Below are 17,578 nucleotides of genomic sequence, written 5' to 3' on the forward strand. Positions count from 1 at the left end.
GCGTCGAATGCGATTCATTCACTATAAAACGGCTAGGCAACAAAAAGCGAGGACGCGGCCAGCTGTGCGTTAACGTTCAACGAGGGGTGCTGTCATCCGCCAGTCACGGATGCCGTTTAGGGTGACTATAAGCGGCCACCAGAGTCCTCATGATATGCCATCACTTCGACGCCACTCTAACCATAATAGGCTCGACGAGTCAGAATTCGCTGCTCTCTCAAAAGCCCGTTCTCAAGCCCTCACTCAGCTCGCCAAGGGCAACGCCCTAGCCCAGCATCGCGAAGCAGAGCGTGAGGCGCGGCTGGCATCAGCATTAACGCTGTTCCACGCAACGGCATGCGCCACCCCGCTGCCGCTGGGAAGCATGAAAGTGCTCATGATTTCGGATGTCTACTTTCCTCGCGTCAATGGCGTTTCCACTTCTATTGCCAGCTTTCGCGGCACCCTGGAACGCTTGGGCCACTTGGTCACGCTGATCTGCCCCGACTACCCAGTGGGCCAAGTGGACGAACCCGGCGTGCTACGCATTCCTTCTCGCCGCGTGCCCGGCGACCCCGAAGACCGCATGATGCGCTACCGTGATCTGCTCGCCCTGGCGCCTAACTTGGCAGATGAGGCGTTCGATCTCATTCATGTGCATACGCCTTTTACCGCCCACTATGCCGGTGTAGCGCTGGGGCGTCGGCTTGGGCTATCGGTAGTGGCGACCTATCACACGCTTTTCGAAGAGTACATTCATCACTATATCCGCTGGCTTCCACGACGCTGGCTGCGCTTTGCGGCACGCCGGCTTTCGGTGCACCAGTGCCAGCAGCTCGACGCCTTGGTCGCTCCTTCACGGGCAATGCAGCAAGCACTCACCCACTACGGCGTTATTACGCCCATTACGGTCATTGCCACGGGTTTAGCGCTGGAGGCGTTATGCCAGCCTCAAGATCAGCGCGACTTTCGGGCTCACTATGACCTGCCACAAGAAGCGCGGCTGCTGCTTTATGTCGGCCGCGCCGCCTTTGAAAAGAACATCGACTTTCTGATCGATATGCTACCGCAGGTGTTAGCAGAGCACCCGACCGCCCGGCTAATCATTACCGGCGAAGGCCCGGCCCATGATTCGCTCGTCAAACGCGCCCAACAAATAGGCGTGGCAGACGCCGTACTGTTCCTCGGCTATCTCGACCGCAACGGCGCGCTCCAAGCCGCCTACCGCGCCGCCGACGTCTTCGTGTTTGCATCTCGCACGGAAACCCAGGGACTGGTACTGCTGGAAGCGATGGCACTCGGTACGCCAGTGGTTTCCACCGCCATGATGGGCACGCTGGATGTATTAAAAGAGGGAGAAGGCTGCCTAATCGCCGAGGAACACCATGACGACTTCGCCGCCAAAGTTAACCGCCTGCTAAGCGATGAGCTCCTGCGCCAACAGCTCGCCGAACGCGCTCAAGTTTACGCGGCTAGTTGGCACGAGGATGCCAAGAGTGCGGAGCTGGTGGGTCTTTATCGAAAGCTTGTGGCTGAGCGTTTGGTTATGGCGAGAAAGTAAGTGCGGAAAACTGCGTTGACACTTTGTGGACACACTCAAGCATTTAGGGAAAGAAACAACACAAATTGCAGACACAAAAAAAGGCGCCTAAGCGCCTGATTTTAATGTTTGGTGCCGGTAGCCAGACTCGAACTGGCACACCCGTAAAGGCGGCGGATTTTGAATCCGCTGCGTCTACCAATTCCGCCATACCGGCAATGCGTGCGTAGTATACGTAAATTTCTAGGTAGGTCAATCACATTGACTGACTTTATGCAGCCAAAGCGCTATCCTATGCCGCCTGTTTGATCAACGCTAAGAGTTATACGCCATGCAGCGCGCGGATTTTCATTACGAGCTACCCGAGGAATTAATTGCTCGCTACCCTTCTGAACAGCGTAGCGACTGCCGTTTGCTGTGTGTGGATGGCCAGAGCGGCGCGCTTGAGCACCGCCGCTTTCCTGATTTGCTTGAGCTGTTAGAGCCGGACGACTTGCTGGTGTTTAACGACACCCGCGTGATTCCGGCGCGCCTACACGGCCATAAAGCCAGCGGCGGCAAGGTGGAGATGCTGCTGGAGCGCCCGCTGGATGCCCACCGCGGCTTGGCGCATATTCGCTCGAGTAAGTCACCCAAGCCCGGCACCGAGCTGATTTTCGAGGGTGACATTCACGCCATTGTAGAAGGCCGCCGTGATGCCCTGTTCGAGCTACGCTTTTTAGGCGATACGCCGATGATCGCGCTGCTCGAAAAACACGGCCATATGCCGCTACCACCGTATATCACCCGTGAAGACGAACTTAGCGACCGCGAACGCTACCAAACGGTCTACGCTCGGCGTGACGGCGCCGTCGCGGCGCCGACCGCCGGGCTGCATTTTGATCAGCCGCTGCTGGATGCGTTGGCGGATAAAGGCATTAACCGTGCCTTTGTTACCCTGCACGTAGGCGCGGGCACCTTTCAGCCGGTGCGCGTCGACAACATCCTCGAACACCATATGCACAGCGAGTGGATTGAGGTCACGGAAACGACCTGCCAGCAAGTGCGTGACACCCTGGCGGCCGGCAAGCGCGTGATTGCGGTGGGCACCACCAGCGTGCGCTGCCTGGAAAGCGCCTGCCAAAAAAGCGGCGATGGGCAGATCGCGCCTTATAGCGGTGATACCGATATTTTCATCTACCCCGGTTACCAGTGGCGCTGCGTGGATGCTTTAATTACCAACTTCCACTTGCCTGAATCGACCCTGCTGATGCTGGTCTCCTCCTTTGTGGGTTACGACACCATCATGCACGCCTATCAACGGGCAGTGGCCGAGCGCTATGCGTTTTTCAGCTATGGTGATGCCATGCTGCTGACCCGCTAGTGTTGCCCGCTGACCCGACACCTGTTGCGCTAAACGAACGAGCTTAACGAGTTACCTTATTTATGCGAAACGAATGCTTCATGCGCTTTGAGCGCCTGGCCGAGGATGGGCGCGCCCGCCGTGGCCGCTTACACTTTCCCCGCGGCACGGTGGAAACCCCGGCCTTTATGCCAGTGGGCACCTACGGCACGGTCAAAGGCATGACGCCGGATTCCGTCAAAGAGATCGGTGCCGAAATCATCCTGGGCAACACCTTTCATCTGTGGCTACGCCCTGGCACCGAGGTGATTGAAGCCCACGGCGACCTGCACGACTTCGCCCAGTGGGACAAACCGATTCTGACCGACTCCGGCGGCTTCCAGGTCTTTTCGCTAGGCGAGACGCGCAAGATTACCGAGCAGGGCGTGCACTTCCGCTCGCCGGTGGATGGCAGCAAAGTGTTTATGGGCCCGGAAGAGTCAATGGCGGTTCAGCGCTCACTGGGCTCCGATGTGGTCATGATCTTTGACGAGTGCACGCCCTACCCGGCCACCTTTGACGAAGCCGAAAAGTCGATGGAGCTGTCATTACGCTGGGCCAAGCGCTCACGGGATGCCCACGGTGACTCGCCTTCCGCGCTGTTCGGCATCATTCAGGGCGGCATGCACCCTGAGCTGCGCGAACGCTCGCTCAAAGGGCTGTTAGAAATAGGCTTTGATGGTTTGGCGATTGGCGGGCTTTCTGTCGGCGAGCCGAAAGAAGAGATGATCAAGGTGCTCGACTACCTGCCCACCTGGATGCCGGATGAGAAACCGCGCTACCTAATGGGCGTCGGCAAACCCGAAGACCTTGTGGAAGGCGTTCGTCGCGGCGTGGATATGTTCGATTGCGTGATGCCCACCCGCAACGCACGGAATGGCCACCTGTTCACCTCGGAAGGCACGGTCAAGATTCGTAACGCCAAGCACCGTTTTGACACCCGCCCTCTCGATGAAGAGTGCGATTGCCATACCTGTAAGAGTTTCTCGCGGGGCTACCTGCACCACCTTGACCGCTGCAATGAAATGCTTGGCTCAATGCTCAATACCATTCACAACTTACGCTACTACCAGCGTGTAATGGCTGATTTGCGCGCGGCAATTGAAGCGGGTACATTGACGACCTTTGTGGAAGGCTTCTATGCGCGGCGCGGCCTGCCGGTGCCTCCCCTTGCTACCTAAAATCTAGCGAATTAATCGCCACGCGCCATGGCGGGTGGTTTAAACTGTTTGGTCATATTTAAAACCAAGCTTTTAAAAACTAAGCCTTTAAAAACCAGGCATCTAAAAACCTAAGCTTTTTCTAACTCAGGAGCTCTCTAAAATGCTGGATTTCTTCATCTCACCAGCCCATGCCCAAGAAGCCGCCGCTGGCGGTGGTATTGCGCAAATCGTCATGCTGGTCGGCTTCGTGCTGATTTTCTACTTCCTGCTGTGGCGTCCGCAGGCCAAACGCGCTAAACAGCACAAGCAACTGGTTAGCAACCTGGACAAAGGCGATGAGATCGTCATTGGCGGCGGTTTGGTGGGGCGTATCACTAAGGTGAGCGACGAGTTCCTGACCATCGAGATCTCTGAAGGCACCGAAGTTAACGTGCAGAAGAATGCCGTTGCCGCCGTACTGCCTAAAGGCACCATCAAGTCCATCTAATCCTTGCACCACCCCTGCCGAGCTAGTGCCAGCCACCCCGGCAGGGGTGACATGGTATGAATGATGGTGAACTTTGCTGTGCACGGTGTGCCCGTGCACAGCATTCCGTTTGTAATTGAAGGCAGGGCTTGCATGCTCAACCGTTACCCCCTGTGGAAGTATCTATTGATACTGGTCGTCCTGGTGGTTGGCCTTATCTACTCGCTTCCCAATCTATTCCCCGAAGATCCCGCTATTCAAATCAGCAGCGCCCAAGGCGACTCGCTGGATGAGCGTCAAATCGAGCGCGTCGAAACTGCGCTTAGCGAAAACGATATCGAAGTAAAAGCGTTCGAAGAAGAGAACGGACAATGGTTAGTTCGTCTTCGTCATGATGACGACCAACTTCCTGCACGCGACATTGCCGCTGACCTATTGGGCAATGATGCCACCGTGGCGTTAAACCTTGCCGAAGCAACGCCCGAATGGCTACAGGCCTTCTCTGCCTCACCCATGACGCTGGGCCTTGATCTGCGTGGTGGCGTGCACTTCCTGCTCGAAGTAGACATGGATGCCGCATTAACCCAGCGCCTGGAAGTTAACGCCAGCGCCATGCGTGAACTGTTACGCAGTGAGCGCATCCGCTATCGCAATACGGAGGTGGAAGAGCGCACGCTGTCGATCGATTTCGCCAGTGCCGAAGATCGTGATACGGCACGTAGCCTGATTAGTCGTGACTTTCCTGAATTTGAATACACCAGCGAAGGCGATGGCCGCGCCTCCACGCTGGTCATGACGCTTAGCGATCAGTCGGTGAACGAAATTCAGGACTACGCGATCAACCAGAACTTGACTACCTTGCGCAACCGGGTCAATGAACTGGGCGTGGCGGAGCCGATGGTGCAGCGCCAAGGACCCAATCAGATCGTGGTAGAGCTGCCCGGCATTCAAGACACCGTGGCCGCCAAGCGGATCGTCGGTGCCACCGCCAATCTGGAATTCCGCCTGGAAGCCCGCCCCGACACGCCGGAAAACGAAACGGAAACCCTGACGTTTCGTAACGAGCCTGCGCGCACCGCTGAGCTAATGCGCGATGTGATCATTACGGGTGATAGTGTTTCCAGCGCCAGCAATAGCTTCGATGAAAACGGTCGCCCGCAGGTCAATATTGATCTGGACGGCACCGGCGGCACGCTAATGAACCGCGCCACGCGCACCAATATTGGCCGCAACATGGCAGTGCTGTTCATTGAGCACAAGAGCGAAGACACCGTGGTGACCGACCCGGAAACCGGCGAAGAAACCATCGAGCGCGAGCCCTACGTTGAGCGCGGCCTGATCAGCTTGGCCACGATTCAAAGCGCGCTGGGCAACAGCTTCCGGATCACCGGGCTAGACTCGCCGACGGAATCCGCCGAGCTTGCCTTGCTGCTGCGTTCCGGCTCACTCGCTGCGCCCATCTACTTCGTGCAAGAGCGCACTATTGGGCCAAGCCTGGGCGCCGAGAACATCGAGCGTGGGTTGCTATCAGTGCAAATCGGCCTGCTGCTGGTCGTGCTGTTCATGCTGGTGCGTTACAAAGTATTTGGTGTGTTTGCCAACATCGCCCTGGCGCTGAACTTAACGCTACTAGTCGCGGTGATGTCGATGCTGGGTGCCACACTAACGCTGCCGGGTATTGCCGGCATCGTGCTGACGCTGGGTATGGCGGTGGATGCCAACGTGCTTATATTTGAGCGTATACGTGAAGAAATACGTAATGGCCTATCGGTTCAGCAAGCCATTCAAGCTGGTTATGAGCGCGCCTTTACCTCCATCGTTGACGCCAATATCACCACGCTGCTGGTGGCCGTCATCCTATTCTCGATTGGCTCTGGCCCGGTGAAAGGGTTTGCCGTCACGCTCTCTATCGGCATTTTGACGTCGCTGTTCACCGCCCTAATGGTGACTCGCGCCATGGTCAACCTGGCCTATGGTAGTAAACCCGTCAAAAAGCTGTGGATTTGAACGCATGAAGCTGATCCACGTGCTTAGCCCAGAACTTAAGAGGTGGTAATGAAACCCCTATCACACCTGCGAATCGACTTTATGGGGCGACGCAAACTCGCGTATATCGTCTCCGCACTGCTTTTGATCGTGTCGATTGGCGCCATCCTGTTCCAGCAGCTCAACCTGGGCCTGGATTTTACTGGCGGCACGCTGATTGAGGTGCGCTATGGCGCGGCACCTTCACTCGATGCTATTCGCGTGCTGCTCGAAGAGAGCGGCTTCCAGGATGTCTCTGTGCAAACCTTCGGCGCATCCACCGAGGTATTGATCCGCCTACAGCAGGCGTTTGATGCCGATGTGGGTGGCGAAGTCGTTAACCTGCTGCGCGCCGATGGCGACACGGTCAACCTGGTACGCTCTGAGTTTGTGGGCTCCCAGGTAGGTGACCAGCTACGCGATCAGAGCGGCCTTGGCCTGCTGGTCGCACTCGGCGTGGTCATGGTTTATGTGGCGTTCCGCTTTCAGTACAAGTTTGCGATTGGCGCACTGCTGGCGTTGCTGCATGACGTCGTGATCGTGGTCGGCATTTTCGCGCTTTTCCAGCTCGATTTCGACCTCACGGTACTGGCGGCCATTCTGGCGGTGATCGGCTACTCCTTGAACGATACCATCGTGGTTTACGATCGCGTCCGCGAGGCTATCCGTACTTCGCGAATCGACGATATGCCGCAGATCTTCAATGAAGCGATTAACGCGACGCTGTCACGCACCTTGGCAACCTCGGGCACCACTTTGCTGGTGCTGCTCGCGCTGCTACTGTTGGGCGGCGATATGATTGAGAACTTCGCCATTGCGCTGCTGGTCGGCATCGTGGTGGGTACGTTCTCTTCCATCTATATTGCCGCAGCGCTGCTGCTACCGCTAAAGCTGTCGCGGGAAGATTTGATTCCCACCAAGAAAGAGCTCGACGAAGAAGAGGAAGAGCTACCGTAACGGCTCGTCTCTATACGCCTCTTATTTAGCCGACAAAAAAGCCCCTGCTGGTCACCCAGCAGGGGCTTTTTCTTGATCAAGCTTAGCGGCGCGGTTTAGAAGTGCGGCGTTAGCTGCTTGATCAGCGCCTTATAGAGGCGCGGGCCGGCGGCCATTAGCTGCCCTTCCACTTTCACCGTGGGCTGACCGTCTGGCGTGCCCATCAAGGCGCCCGCCTCTTTCAAGAATAGCGTTCCTACCAGCATGTCCTGCTCTTCCAAGCCGAGCACGAACGCGCTATCCACTCGCCCTGTGGCCAACTCGCACAAATCCAACAGGCCACAGCCCGTAGCCTGCAGGTTCTCTACCTGCGGGGCCAGCTGCTGTAAAACGGTTAAATAGGCGGGTAAGTTGCGCGGGCGCAGCCAAACTTCTGGCAGGCTCATGGCCATACGCGTGCCGCTAATGGCGGTAGGCTTGCTCACACGCATGCGCTTGTCGTTGTGCTGGGCGCCACGGCCGCGGCTGGCAATATATTCGTCATCGGAGAACGGGCAGATGACGACCGAGTGCTCGGGACGACCTTTGATAAGACACACCACTGAGAGTGCAAAGCCCTTACCGGCAACGGCTAAGTTAGAGTAGCCGTGCATCGGTTCAATCTTCCAGACGATTTCCGCGCCTTCGCCTTCACCCGCGCGATGCGGCGTGAAACGGCCAGTAACACCGTGCTGGGGGTAACCGCGCTCCAACTGCTGAACAATCGTCGCTTCGGCCTTGCGCGCCGTCTCGTCGAGCAGGCGGTCAAGGTTAAATTCTTCGTGAGCATTTTCAATGCGTTCACGTACACGTAGAAAGTGTTCAACTGCGCCGCGTGCAGCACGCAACGTAAATTGGACCATCGGATTCATGATCGGACCTTGTGACAGTGATGTTAAAGAACGTGATGCGTAGCATTAGCGCATCAATAGGCGCAGGTGCCGCCTTTGGCGCGCAATTCTAGCAGACCGCTCTCGGGCATACCACCGACTCATGTTAGACTGCGCGCTTTACGCGATAATCATCACCCTCTTTATTCACCGAAACTTTTTATTCACCGAGCCTTATTCATGCTTGAGCGCATTCGTATTGTTCTTATCGGCACTAGCCATCCTGGTAATATCGGCGGCGTCGCCCGCGCCATGCACAATATGGGCTTGGCAGATTTAGCCCTTGTCGCTCCCCGCTGCGAGGTGATTACCCAGGACAGCATTTCCCGTGCCTCGGGTGCGGATCATCTTCTACATCAAGCGAGTGTGTATGCCACGCTGGAAGAAGCCGTGGCGAACTGCACCCTGGCCGTGGGCGCTAGCGCACGCTCGCGCACGCTGCCGTGGCCAATGATCTCCCCCCGGGAGTTAGCCGACCGCTTGCCTAGCGAGTGTCAGCCCGAAGACGCCCGCGTGGCGCTGGTGTTTGGTCGCGAAGACAGCGGCCTCACCAATGCCGAGTTACAGCGCTGCCACGCGCACGTACATATCCCAACGAATGCCGACTTCAGCTCGCTCAATTTGGCCGCAGCTGTGCAGGTGCTCGCCTATGAGTGCCGCATGGCCTGGCTAAGCCAAGCAGATGGCCAAGCGGATGCGCCCGCGGCCGTTGCGAGCGATGACGAGGAACTGGCGACCCACGACGAGCTTGAGCGCTATTTTGAGCACTTGGAGCGCACGCTGATCGGTATCGATTTTCATGACCCCGATCAGCCACGCCAGCTAATGGCAAGATTGCGCCGCTTGTATCTGCGCGCCCGACCAGAGCGGATGGAAATGAATATATTGCGCGGGATTCTGTCGGCCACCGAGAAGGCAGCCAATACCAAGCAAACCAAGCCATAATTGATTAGGCTGAAAGAAGCTGACTTGAAGAGGCTAGCTAACGCCCCCACGTTGAGGGTCTGTTTTGTTTCTTCATACGATGCATTTTTAGTTGAGTGACTGCACCTCTACCGCCCAAGGATCACCTCATGTTTCAACGTCTACGTGAAGACATCAATAGCGTATTTGACCGCGACCCGGCCGCACGTAACTTTCTTGAGGTGCTGACCAACTATCCTGGCCTGCATGCGCTGCTGCTGCATCGTTGCGGCCACTGGCTGTGGAAAAAAAACCTCAAGTGGCTGGCACGGACGCTATCGACGTTCTCACGCTGGCTCACCGGCATTGAAATTCATCCCGGCGCCACGATTGGTCGGCGATTTTTTATCGATCACGGCATGGGCGTGGTGATTGGCGAAACCGCCCAGGTCGGCGACAACGTGACGCTCTACCAGGGCGTCACACTGGGCGGTACCAGCTGGAATAAAGGCAAGCGCCACCCGACCCTGGGCGATGGCGTGATTGTGGGCGCGGGCGCCAAGATACTCGGCCCGTTCACGGTGGGCGCTGGGGCGAAAATTGGCTCTAATGCGGTGGTCACCAAGGAAGTGCCGCCGGGCGCGACAGTGGTCGGTATTCCCGGCAAAATCGTCAAGCGCACCGACCCCGACGTAGAAGAAGCCTTGGATGTCGACCCCGCCCGCCGCGAAGCGATTTGCCAAAAATTTGGCTTCGATGCTTACGGTGTTAGCCAGGACATGCCCGACCCGGTGGCGCGCTCCATGCAGGCCATGCTGGATCATATGCACGCTGTAGACGAGCGTATCGAACGCATGTGCTCGACCCTGCGCAAACTGGACGGTAACTACCGTGACGGCCAGCTACCGGCGCTGCGTGACGAAGATTTTGCCGACATTCTCGATGAACACGACACCGGCTGCCCAGGCGTTGGCCAACGCTCTGCGCCACCTTCCTCTGCCGAACAAGCGAACGCGCATGAAACGCAGCCGCCGCGTAATGGTTGACCAAAGCACTCAGGTTTTCCCATAATGGCGTCACATTTGCCGTTAGTACGCTGAGTGTTCAGCGTCGAGGGGCTTGCCATGCGCTTGACCACCAAAGGCCGTTACGCCGTTACCGCCATGCTCGATCTCGCCTTGCATGCTCATAACGGCCCGACCAGCTTAAGCGATATCTCTCAGCGCCAGGAGATATCGCTCTCCTATTTAGAGCAGCTTTTTGCTCGCCTGCGCCGTGCAGGCTTGGTCAATAGCGTGCGCGGCCCAGGCGGCGGCTACCTGCTATCGCAGCCCGCGGAAGCCATCAGCGTTTCCAAAGTGATTGACGCAGTGAACGAAAGTGTGGATGCCACGCGCTGCCAGGGGCTTTCCGACTGCCAGCAGGGTGACACGTGTTTGACGCACCACCTATGGTGCGAGCTTTCTGTGCAGATACGCCATTTTCTTGACGAAATGACGCTGGCACAACTGATGCTGCGTCCTGATGTCATACGTATTGCGACACGACAGAAACAGCGTGCCGAGGCGGGCATTCTTGCCTCTTCACCCTGAGCTAACGCTGCCCCATTAATGCACCGATCAACCGCCGGAACGTAACGATGACCACACCCACGCTGCCCATTTACCTGGATTACGCCGCCACCGCGCCGGCGGATGCCCGCGTGGTCGAGGTGATGCAGCGCTACCTAACGGTTGACCAGCTGTTCGCCAACCCGGCTTCGCGCAGCCATATGTTAGGTTGGCAGGCGGAACAGGTGGTTGAGCAGGCACGCCGCCAAGTGGCCGACGCGATTGGCGCCGACCCGCGTGAAATCGTTTGGACCAGCGGTGCCACCGAAGCGGATAACTTAGCGCTGATTGGCTTTATGCGTGCCAATCGCGAACGCGGCTTGCATCTGGTGACCTCGACGATTGAGCATAAAGCCATCGTAGACACTGCCCATGCACTGGAGAAAGAGGGCTTTGAGGTGACGTGGCTTACGCCTGGTCAGGATGGCTGCATCCAACCCGAGCAGCTGCGCGCCGCGATGCGCGATGATACCGCCCTTGTCTCACTCATGGCGGTCAATAACGAGCTAGGTAGCATCCACGATATTGCCGCCCTGGCCGCCGTTGCCCATGAGTTTGGTGCGGTCTTCCATACCGATGCCGCTCAAGCGGTGGGGCGTATTCCTCTGGATGTAGTGGCCCAACAGGTTGATCTGATGTCGCTCTCCGCGCACAAAACCTATGGCCCGAAAGGTGTCGGCGCCCTGTATGTAAAGCGCCACCCCGACATTCGCGTTGAAGCCTTAATCCATGGGGGCGGTCATGAACGCGGCATGCGCTCCGGCACCTTACCCACGCACCAAATTGCCGGTATGGGAGAAGCCTTTGCGCTGGTGCAGCAACAGTACGAAGAAGACAACACCCATATCACGAATTTGCAGCAGCGTTTTTTGCGCGGCCTTGAGGGCGTTGATGGTGTTTTTGCTAACACGCCACTCGACAATGCGGTTCCCAACATTCTCAACCTAGCGTTTGAAGGGGTTGACGGTGAATCGCTACTGATGGCGCTGCGCGATGTAGCCGTTTCTACCGGTTCGGCGTGCAACTCGGCCAGCGTCGATCCCTCTTACGTACTGCTTGGCATCGGCACGCCGCGAGCGCTTGCGCTTTCATCGCTGCGTTTTAGCTTCGGGCGCTTTACCACCGAAGCCGACATTGATCATGCGCTAACGCTCATACGCCACGCGGTGAGCGGTTTACGAACACCGCCCCGTTAAGCGGCTGACTATTTTTAAGGAGGACGCCTCATGGCAACACTCAATATTACCCCGGCTGCCGCACAACAGATTCGTCACGTGCTTGATGAGCGTGGCCAAGGGCTTGGCCTGCGCGTTTCGGTCAAGCCAAGCGGCTGTTCCGGCTATAGCTACGTGCTCGATTTTGCTGACACCGTCAGCGAAGAAGAAGTGCATTTTGAAGCACATGGCGCGAGCGTCTACGTCACCCCCGATGCCGTCGAAATGCTTAACGGCAGCGAAGTGGATTATGTCAGCGAAGGACTGAACCGCTTTTTCCGCTTCAACAATCCCAATGTCAAAGATGAATGCGGCTGTGGCGAAAGCTTTACGGTTTAGCCTTTGTTCGGACAGGCCTCATCACCGGTATTCATCCCTTGGCTTAAGCGTTATAATCGCGCCCCTGGGTACCTAACGACAGGCAGCCGGGTGCGCCCGTTTGCTTGTAAAGCGCTAGCTGCTGGAACGCTATTAGCCGATTTATTTCTAGGCCGCCCTGGCTTTCTGGGGCGGCAATTTTGCTTAGCCCCTTTTTATGGAGACCACTACCATGGCTACTGAACGTACACTTTCTATTATCAAGCCGGATGCCGTTGCTAAAAATGCTATCGGTGAGATCATCGCGCGCTTTGAAAAAGCCAACCTAAAGGTCGTTGCTGCCAAGATGGTTCACCTTTCTGAAGAGAAAGCGGGTGGTTTCTACGCAGAACACAAAGAGCGTCCGTTCTTTAAAGACCTGGTTGGCTTCATGACCTCTGGCCCGGTAGTGGTACAAGTGCTCGAAGGTGAAGGCGCTATTGCTAAAAACCGTGACCTGATGGGCGCTACCAACCCGAAAGAAGCGGCAGCCGGTACTATTCGCGCCGATTTTGCGGAAACAATCGATGCGAATGCTGTCCATGGTTCAGATTCTCCTGAAAGCGCTGAACGTGAAATTAGCTACTTCTTTGGCAACGACGAAATCTGCCCGCGCTAAGCCCTTCCGTTAGCGCTGCCGTATCAACTTTCGTTGCCGGCCATTTTGCGGGGGCCTCGCCCCCGCCCCTTTCTATAACGCTGACCGCCATGACCACCACTGTAGCCCAACATACGCCCGCCCCCCGTCCCGGCGCCGACAGTACTGAAACTGATAGTGCTGAAACGAATAGTACTGACGCCGCGAGCACGCCTGCTGCAAAAGCGACGCCTGAGCGCCAAAACCTGCTCGGCATGTCCCGTGAGCAGATGGAAGCCTTCTTTTTGTCGATCGGCGAAAAGAAGTTTCGTGCTGCGCAGCTAATGAAGTGGATTCACCAGGAGGGCAGCGATGACTTTGCTGCCATGACGAACCTCTCCAAACCGCTGCGTGAAAAGCTGGCCCGGTTGGCAGAAATTCGCGGGCCCGGCGTGGTGTACGAAGGGACTTCCAGCGACGGTACCCGTAAGTGGGTGCTGGAGGTGGAAGATGGCAGCTACGTGGAAACGGTGTTGATCCCAGCCGAAAATGGCAAACGCCGTACGCTGTGTGTCTCTTCTCAGGTCGGTTGCTCGCTGGATTGCAGCTTTTGCTCTACCGGCAAGCAGGGCTTTCAGCGCAATTTAACCGCGGCTGAAATTATCGGCCAGGTCTGGGTTGCCCAGCGTAGCGTTGGCCCGCGTCGAGATACGGCAAATCGCCCGGTGACTAACGTCGTCATGATGGGCATGGGCGAGCCGTTGCTCAACTTCGACAACGTTGTGCCCGCCATGAAGCTAATGCTTGATGACAACGGTTACGGTTTGTCCAAGCGCCGTGTGACGCTGTCGACTTCGGGTGTAGTGCCGATGATCGACAAGCTCGGCGATGAAATGGATGTCAGCCTGGCGATTTCGCTGCATGCCTCGACCGACGAGCTGCGCAACGAGCTGGTGCCGATCAATCGTAAGTACAATATTCGTGCCCTGCTGGATGCGTGTCACCGCTACCTGGCCAAGTGTCCCGACAACCGTCAGGTCACGATCGAATATACGCTGATTAAAGACGTTAACGATCAGCAGGAACACGCCGAGCAGCTCGCTGCACTACTTAAAGAGCTGCCGTGCAAGGTCAACCTTATTCCGTTTAACCCGTTCCCCAATTCAGGGTACGAAAAGCCATCGCGAAACCAAGTCATGCGTTTCCAGCAGTGGCTCTACGATTTGGGCTATAACGCGACGGTGAGAACGACCCGCGGCGAAGATATCGATGCCGCCTGCGGCCAGCTCGTTGGGCGTGTTAAAGACCGCACCAAACGCAGTGCCCGCTATATTCAGTCGGTACAGCTCGATGCCGACTAACGTTATCTGGCCAGCATGTACGGCGAGTCTACTGAGCGCAGTAAAGGGCTTATCTTGACTTCCACCTAGCACGGCGCTTTGATGGTCACGGTTTTTATGTAGCATCAGGCTAGTTGTTGGACGTTCACCACAAGAGGATTTACATGATCGCTCACCGCAGGCGCCAACACCCCTCCAGGGTGCCCATGCTCACCGTGCTTATCGGTAGCCTGTGGCTTGCCGGCTGTGCTTCGTCCAGTACCCAGGCACCTCAAGCCAATCCAGAAGCGGCTGACGCCTACACCCAGTTAGGCGCTGCTTACCTGGAACGTAACAATCTTCCCCGCGCGCTCAATGCATTGGATCGGGCGCTTGAAATTGCCCCACACCATGCCGAGGCACTGCAAGCACTCGCGCTGGTTTATCAGCGCCAGGGGGAAAGCGCGCTTGCCAACGACTACTTTCAGCAGGCGGTTAACGCCGAGCCTGATTACACGCGCGCCCGCAACAACTACGCGGCGTTTTTATACGGGCAAGGCCAGTTCAACGCTGCCTGTGCACAGTTAGAGACCGCATCCGAGGATGCCCAGTACGCCAACCGCGCCCAGCTATTTACCAATTTAGGGCAGTGTTATTTGGCGCTGAAAGAATTTGATAAAGCGCGTGCTCGATTGGCGCGCGCGCAGAGTATTGATCCGCGTAACGCACGCGGCTATTTAATGTTAGCTGAACTCGAATATTCGCAGGGCAATTTCTCTCAGGCCTGGGCACCGCTGCAAACGTATTTACAGCTCGCCGAGCCCGACCAAGCAGCGCTAAGAATGGCGGTTGATATCGCCCAGAAGCGCGGCGAGCATGACGTCGCTGCCGACTACCAGCGCTTGCTTGGTAACGACTGACTGATTGATGCCCTGATCACCGCTTATTTAATGAAGGATGCTCAGCCATGAGCGATACACAGTCACAAGAAAACATTATCGAAAATACTACCCCTGGCGCCTCACCCGGAGAACTGCTTGCTCGCCAACGTGAACAGCTCGGCATCCCGCTCGCCGAGGCGGCTCAAGCATTGAATCTTCGTCCCGCTGTGGTTGGGGGGCTTGAACAGGATGATTATCAAGAAATCCCAGTCGCCGCTTATCGCCGCGGCTACCTGCGCTCTTACGCGAAATATCTGGGGATGGATGACCGACTGGTGCTTGAGGCGTATCAAGCCCGTCATGGCAATGTCGACACCGAACGCAAAGTGGCCCCGGTTTCTACCGCCCGGCCCCCCTCCCGCGTGGGCGCCTGGCTATTCAAGCTGGTTACCCTGCTGGTGATTGTCAGCCTTATTGCCGTCACCGTCATGTGGTGGCAGAGCCGCGGAGGTAACGAGCCACCTGGTTTTGGCTCAACGTCCACCGAGGAGAGCGCCAGCGCTCCAGCGGAACCTGCCAATGAACCGGCAGAAGCAGAGCAAGAGAGTACTGCGGAGAATTCCAGCTTCACCAGTGGTGAAGAAAGCGATTCGCTACCCAGTGATGCGGCTAGGGTCACGCCCTCACCTACGGCGACACAGGAGCAAGCGCCCAGCGCACAGGGTGACGCTGATGCCGTCGCGGGCCTTGACGACTCCATTTTGGACAGCGAGAACAGCACTGCCAACGAAAGCAGTGCGCCAAGCAGCGCTGAGCAAAATAGCGATGAAGAAAACAGTGTCGCCCAGAATGATACACAGCAAAGCGACAACGGCAGCGAGCAAACCGCTGCCGCGGAGCAGACTGCCAATGCCAACCTGCTCGAGCTGACGTTTAACGAGCAGTCGTGGACTGAAATTTTTGATGCCACCAACCAGCGTGTCTTCGTTGGTCTACAAACGCCTGGCACCTCGACAAGCGTCGAAGGCGAGCCCCCTTTCCGTTTAACCGTGGGTAATGCCACTGGCGTTGAGCTGCGCTACTTAGGCGAGGAAGTCGATCTTCCCGCCCGTGCAGGCGCCAACAATGTTGCCCGATTCACCTTGGGAGAGTGACCCGTCCTATGTACGCCCCTTCTCCGATAAAACGCCGTCTTTCCCGCCAAATTCAGGTCGGAAGCGTTGCCGTGGGCGGTGATGCGCCCATTTCTGTTCAAAGCATGACCAACACCAACACGCTGGATGTCGCCGCCACTGTGGCGCAAATCCAGCAGTTGGAAAAAGCCGGTGCTGATATCGTACGCGTCTCTGTTCCCGATATGGACGCCGCCGAAACCTTTGGTCAGATCAAAAAGCTGGTCAATGTCCCACTGGTTGCCGACATTCATTTTGATTACAAGATTGCCCTGCGTGTTGCCGAACTCGGCGTTGACTGCCTGCGCATCAACCCCGGCAATATCGGCCGTGAAGACCGCGTGCGCGCCGTGGTTAGCGCCGCCCGTGATCATGGCATTCCGATTCGTATTGGCGTCAACGCGGGTTCGCTGGAAAAAGACCTGCAGAAGAAATACGGCGAACCCACGCCGGCCGCGCTGGTGGAATCCGCCATGCGCCACATTGACTACCTGGATCGCCTCGATTTCCAAGAATTCAAAGTCAGCGTCAAAGCCTCGGATGTGTTTATGGCGGTGGCTGCCTATCGCGATCTCGCTACACGTATCGAGCAGCCGCTTCACCTGGGTATTACGGAAGCGGGCGGGCTGCGTTCGGGCACGGTGAAATCATCGATTGGCCTGGGCATGCTGCTGATGGACGGCATTGGCGACACCATTCGTGTCTCTCTGGCGGCAGACCCGGTCGAAGAGATCAAAGTCGGCTTTGATATGCTGCGTAGCCTCAAGCTGCGCTCCAAAGGCATTAACTTTATTGCCTGCCCCAGCTGTTCGCGCCAGAACTTCGATGTCATCAGCACCATGAACCAGCTCGAAGAGCGGTTAGAAGATGTCATGACGCCGCTGAACGTCTCGGTGATTGGCTGCGTGGTCAACGGCCCCGGTGAAGCGAAAGAGACCGATATCGGCCTGACCGGTGGCAGCCCCGCGAACTTGGTCTATATCGATGGCAAACCGGCTAGCAAGCTACGTAACGACCACTTGGTCGACGACCTGGAGCAGCTGATTCGCGAGAAAGTACGCGAAAAGCAGCAGCAGCAAGACGCGATGATTGTCCGCAGCGTTTAACCGCTGGGACTCACTGCCAG

Annotated in this window: 17 protein-coding genes and 1 tRNA gene; 16 read left to right on the forward strand and 2 right to left on the reverse strand. The window is 57.1% G+C overall.

The features are described from left to right. Window positions 1-154: 154 nt before the first annotated feature. Window positions 155-1,540: a glycosyltransferase gene (locus tag ACUN8H_RS04065; protein WP_445530871.1), complete on the forward strand. Its 1,386-nt coding sequence runs from the start codon at window positions 155-157 to the stop codon at window positions 1,538-1,540. A 109-nt stretch (window positions 1,541-1,649) separates the two neighbouring features. On the opposite strand, the gene ACUN8H_RS04070 is transcribed toward ACUN8H_RS04065, so the two are convergent. Beyond that, window positions 1,650-1,736: transfer RNA gene (locus tag ACUN8H_RS04070), tRNA-Leu, on the reverse strand. A gap of 114 nt (window positions 1,737-1,850) precedes the next feature. Here ACUN8H_RS04070 and queA point away from each other — a divergent pair. From queA to secF, 5 genes are all read left to right on the forward strand, one after another. Then, on the forward strand, window positions 1,851-2,882 hold the full coding sequence (queA, locus tag ACUN8H_RS04075; protein ID WP_445530872.1) for a tRNA preQ1(34) S-adenosylmethionine ribosyltransferase-isomerase QueA: 1,032 nt from the start codon (window positions 1,851-1,853) through the stop codon (window positions 2,880-2,882). Window positions 2,883-2,962: 80 nt separating this feature from the next. Beyond that, complete coding sequence (gene tgt / locus ACUN8H_RS04080; protein WP_445531079.1) at window positions 2,963-4,081, forward strand: tRNA guanosine(34) transglycosylase Tgt; 1,119 nt, start codon at window positions 2,963-2,965, stop codon at window positions 4,079-4,081. 142 nt (window positions 4,082-4,223) lie between these two features. Continuing rightward, window positions 4,224-4,550, forward strand: coding sequence for a preprotein translocase subunit YajC (gene yajC / locus ACUN8H_RS04085; protein WP_071695382.1), 327 nt, complete (start codon window positions 4,224-4,226; stop codon window positions 4,548-4,550). A 132-nt stretch (window positions 4,551-4,682) separates the two neighbouring features. Next, window positions 4,683-6,536: a protein translocase subunit SecD gene (gene secD, locus ACUN8H_RS04090; RefSeq protein ID WP_445530873.1), complete on the forward strand. Its 1,854-nt coding sequence runs from the start codon at window positions 4,683-4,685 to the stop codon at window positions 6,534-6,536. Window positions 6,537-6,584: 48 nt separating this feature from the next. After that, window positions 6,585-7,511, forward strand: coding sequence for a protein translocase subunit SecF (secF, locus tag ACUN8H_RS04095; RefSeq protein WP_445530874.1), 927 nt, complete (start codon window positions 6,585-6,587; stop codon window positions 7,509-7,511). 95 nt (window positions 7,512-7,606) lie between these two features. On the opposite strand, the gene ACUN8H_RS04100 is transcribed toward secF, so the two are convergent. Continuing rightward, window positions 7,607-8,401 carry an inositol monophosphatase family protein gene (locus ACUN8H_RS04100; protein ID WP_445530875.1) on the reverse strand — a complete coding sequence of 265 codons (795 nt, stop codon included), beginning with the start codon at window positions 8,399-8,401 and terminating at the stop codon, window positions 7,607-7,609. Window positions 8,402-8,599: 198 nt separating this feature from the next. Between ACUN8H_RS04100 and trmJ the strand changes: the two genes are divergently transcribed. From trmJ to ispG, 10 genes are all read left to right on the forward strand, one after another. After that, complete coding sequence (gene trmJ, locus ACUN8H_RS04105) at window positions 8,600-9,364, forward strand: tRNA (cytosine(32)/uridine(32)-2'-O)-methyltransferase TrmJ (protein ID WP_445530876.1); 765 nt, start codon at window positions 8,600-8,602, stop codon at window positions 9,362-9,364. A gap of 128 nt (window positions 9,365-9,492) precedes the next feature. Then, complete coding sequence (cysE, locus tag ACUN8H_RS04110; RefSeq protein WP_445530877.1) at window positions 9,493-10,368, forward strand: serine O-acetyltransferase; 876 nt, start codon at window positions 9,493-9,495, stop codon at window positions 10,366-10,368. A gap of 78 nt (window positions 10,369-10,446) precedes the next feature. Next, the gene (gene iscR, locus ACUN8H_RS04115; RefSeq protein WP_295713203.1) at window positions 10,447-10,914 is read left to right on the forward strand and encodes a Fe-S cluster assembly transcriptional regulator IscR; all 468 of its coding nucleotides are present in this window, start codon (window positions 10,447-10,449) and stop codon (window positions 10,912-10,914) included. Window positions 10,915-10,961: 47 nt separating this feature from the next. Beyond that, on the forward strand, window positions 10,962-12,128 hold the full coding sequence (locus tag ACUN8H_RS04120) for an aminotransferase class V-fold PLP-dependent enzyme (protein ID WP_445530878.1): 1,167 nt from the start codon (window positions 10,962-10,964) through the stop codon (window positions 12,126-12,128). Between the two features lie 30 nt (window positions 12,129-12,158). Beyond that, window positions 12,159-12,485 carry a HesB/IscA family protein gene (locus ACUN8H_RS04125; protein ID WP_445530879.1) on the forward strand — a complete coding sequence of 109 codons (327 nt, stop codon included), beginning with the start codon at window positions 12,159-12,161 and terminating at the stop codon, window positions 12,483-12,485. A gap of 211 nt (window positions 12,486-12,696) precedes the next feature. Then, window positions 12,697-13,122 carry a nucleoside-diphosphate kinase gene (gene ndk / locus ACUN8H_RS04130; protein WP_290698612.1) on the forward strand — a complete coding sequence of 142 codons (426 nt, stop codon included), beginning with the start codon at window positions 12,697-12,699 and terminating at the stop codon, window positions 13,120-13,122. Between the two features lie 89 nt (window positions 13,123-13,211). Then, a complete protein-coding gene (gene rlmN / locus ACUN8H_RS04135) occupies window positions 13,212-14,441 on the forward strand; it encodes a 23S rRNA (adenine(2503)-C(2))-methyltransferase RlmN (RefSeq protein ID WP_445530880.1) in 1,230 nt (409 codons plus the stop codon). 143 nt (window positions 14,442-14,584) lie between these two features. Continuing rightward, window positions 14,585-15,319 carry a type IV pilus biogenesis/stability protein PilW gene (gene pilW / locus ACUN8H_RS04140; protein ID WP_445530881.1) on the forward strand — a complete coding sequence of 245 codons (735 nt, stop codon included), beginning with the start codon at window positions 14,585-14,587 and terminating at the stop codon, window positions 15,317-15,319. A gap of 47 nt (window positions 15,320-15,366) precedes the next feature. Next, window positions 15,367-16,434, forward strand: a complete 1,068-nt coding sequence (locus tag ACUN8H_RS04145; RefSeq protein WP_445530882.1) for a RodZ domain-containing protein — start codon at window positions 15,367-15,369, stop codon at window positions 16,432-16,434. A gap of 8 nt (window positions 16,435-16,442) precedes the next feature. Beyond that, window positions 16,443-17,558: a flavodoxin-dependent (E)-4-hydroxy-3-methylbut-2-enyl-diphosphate synthase gene (ispG, locus tag ACUN8H_RS04150; RefSeq protein WP_445530883.1), complete on the forward strand. Its 1,116-nt coding sequence runs from the start codon at window positions 16,443-16,445 to the stop codon at window positions 17,556-17,558. The last annotated feature ends 20 nt before the right edge of the window (window positions 17,559-17,578 follow it).

The sequence above is a fragment of the Vreelandella sp. V005 genome, from assembly GCF_052645115.1.

Bases quoted from the DNA above. Each gene is read 5' to 3' on its own strand.
- ispG (WP_445530883.1), top strand. From the start codon at position 16,443: ATGTACGCCCCTTCTCCGATAAAACGCCGTCTTTCCCGCCAAATTCAG.
- cysE (WP_445530877.1), top strand. From the start codon at position 9,493: ATGTTTCAACGTCTACGTGAAGACATCAATAGCGTATTTGACCGCGAC.
- rlmN (WP_445530880.1), top strand. From the start codon at position 13,212: ATGACCACCACTGTAGCCCAACATACGCCCGCCCCCCGTCCCGGCGCC.
- ndk (WP_290698612.1), top strand. From the start codon at position 12,697: ATGGCTACTGAACGTACACTTTCTATTATCAAGCCGGATGCCGTTGCT.
- iscR (WP_295713203.1), top strand. From the start codon at position 10,447: ATGCGCTTGACCACCAAAGGCCGTTACGCCGTTACCGCCATGCTCGAT.
- ACUN8H_RS04145 (WP_445530882.1), top strand. From the start codon at position 15,367: ATGAGCGATACACAGTCACAAGAAAACATTATCGAAAATACTACCCCT.
- pilW (WP_445530881.1), top strand. From the start codon at position 14,585: ATGATCGCTCACCGCAGGCGCCAACACCCCTCCAGGGTGCCCATGCTC.
- ACUN8H_RS04120 (WP_445530878.1), top strand. From the start codon at position 10,962: ATGACCACACCCACGCTGCCCATTTACCTGGATTACGCCGCCACCGCG.
- ACUN8H_RS04065 (WP_445530871.1), top strand. From the start codon at position 155: ATGCCATCACTTCGACGCCACTCTAACCATAATAGGCTCGACGAGTCA.
- trmJ (WP_445530876.1), top strand. From the start codon at position 8,600: ATGCTTGAGCGCATTCGTATTGTTCTTATCGGCACTAGCCATCCTGGT.
- yajC (WP_071695382.1), top strand. From the start codon at position 4,224: ATGCTGGATTTCTTCATCTCACCAGCCCATGCCCAAGAAGCCGCCGCT.
- ACUN8H_RS04100 (WP_445530875.1), bottom strand. From the start codon at position 8,401: ATGAATCCGATGGTCCAATTTACGTTGCGTGCTGCACGCGGCGCAGTT.
- ACUN8H_RS04125 (WP_445530879.1), top strand. From the start codon at position 12,159: ATGGCAACACTCAATATTACCCCGGCTGCCGCACAACAGATTCGTCAC.
- secD (WP_445530873.1), top strand. From the start codon at position 4,683: ATGCTCAACCGTTACCCCCTGTGGAAGTATCTATTGATACTGGTCGTC.
- queA (WP_445530872.1), top strand. From the start codon at position 1,851: ATGCAGCGCGCGGATTTTCATTACGAGCTACCCGAGGAATTAATTGCT.
- tgt (WP_445531079.1), top strand. From the start codon at position 2,963: ATGCGCTTTGAGCGCCTGGCCGAGGATGGGCGCGCCCGCCGTGGCCGC.
- secF (WP_445530874.1), top strand. From the start codon at position 6,585: ATGAAACCCCTATCACACCTGCGAATCGACTTTATGGGGCGACGCAAA.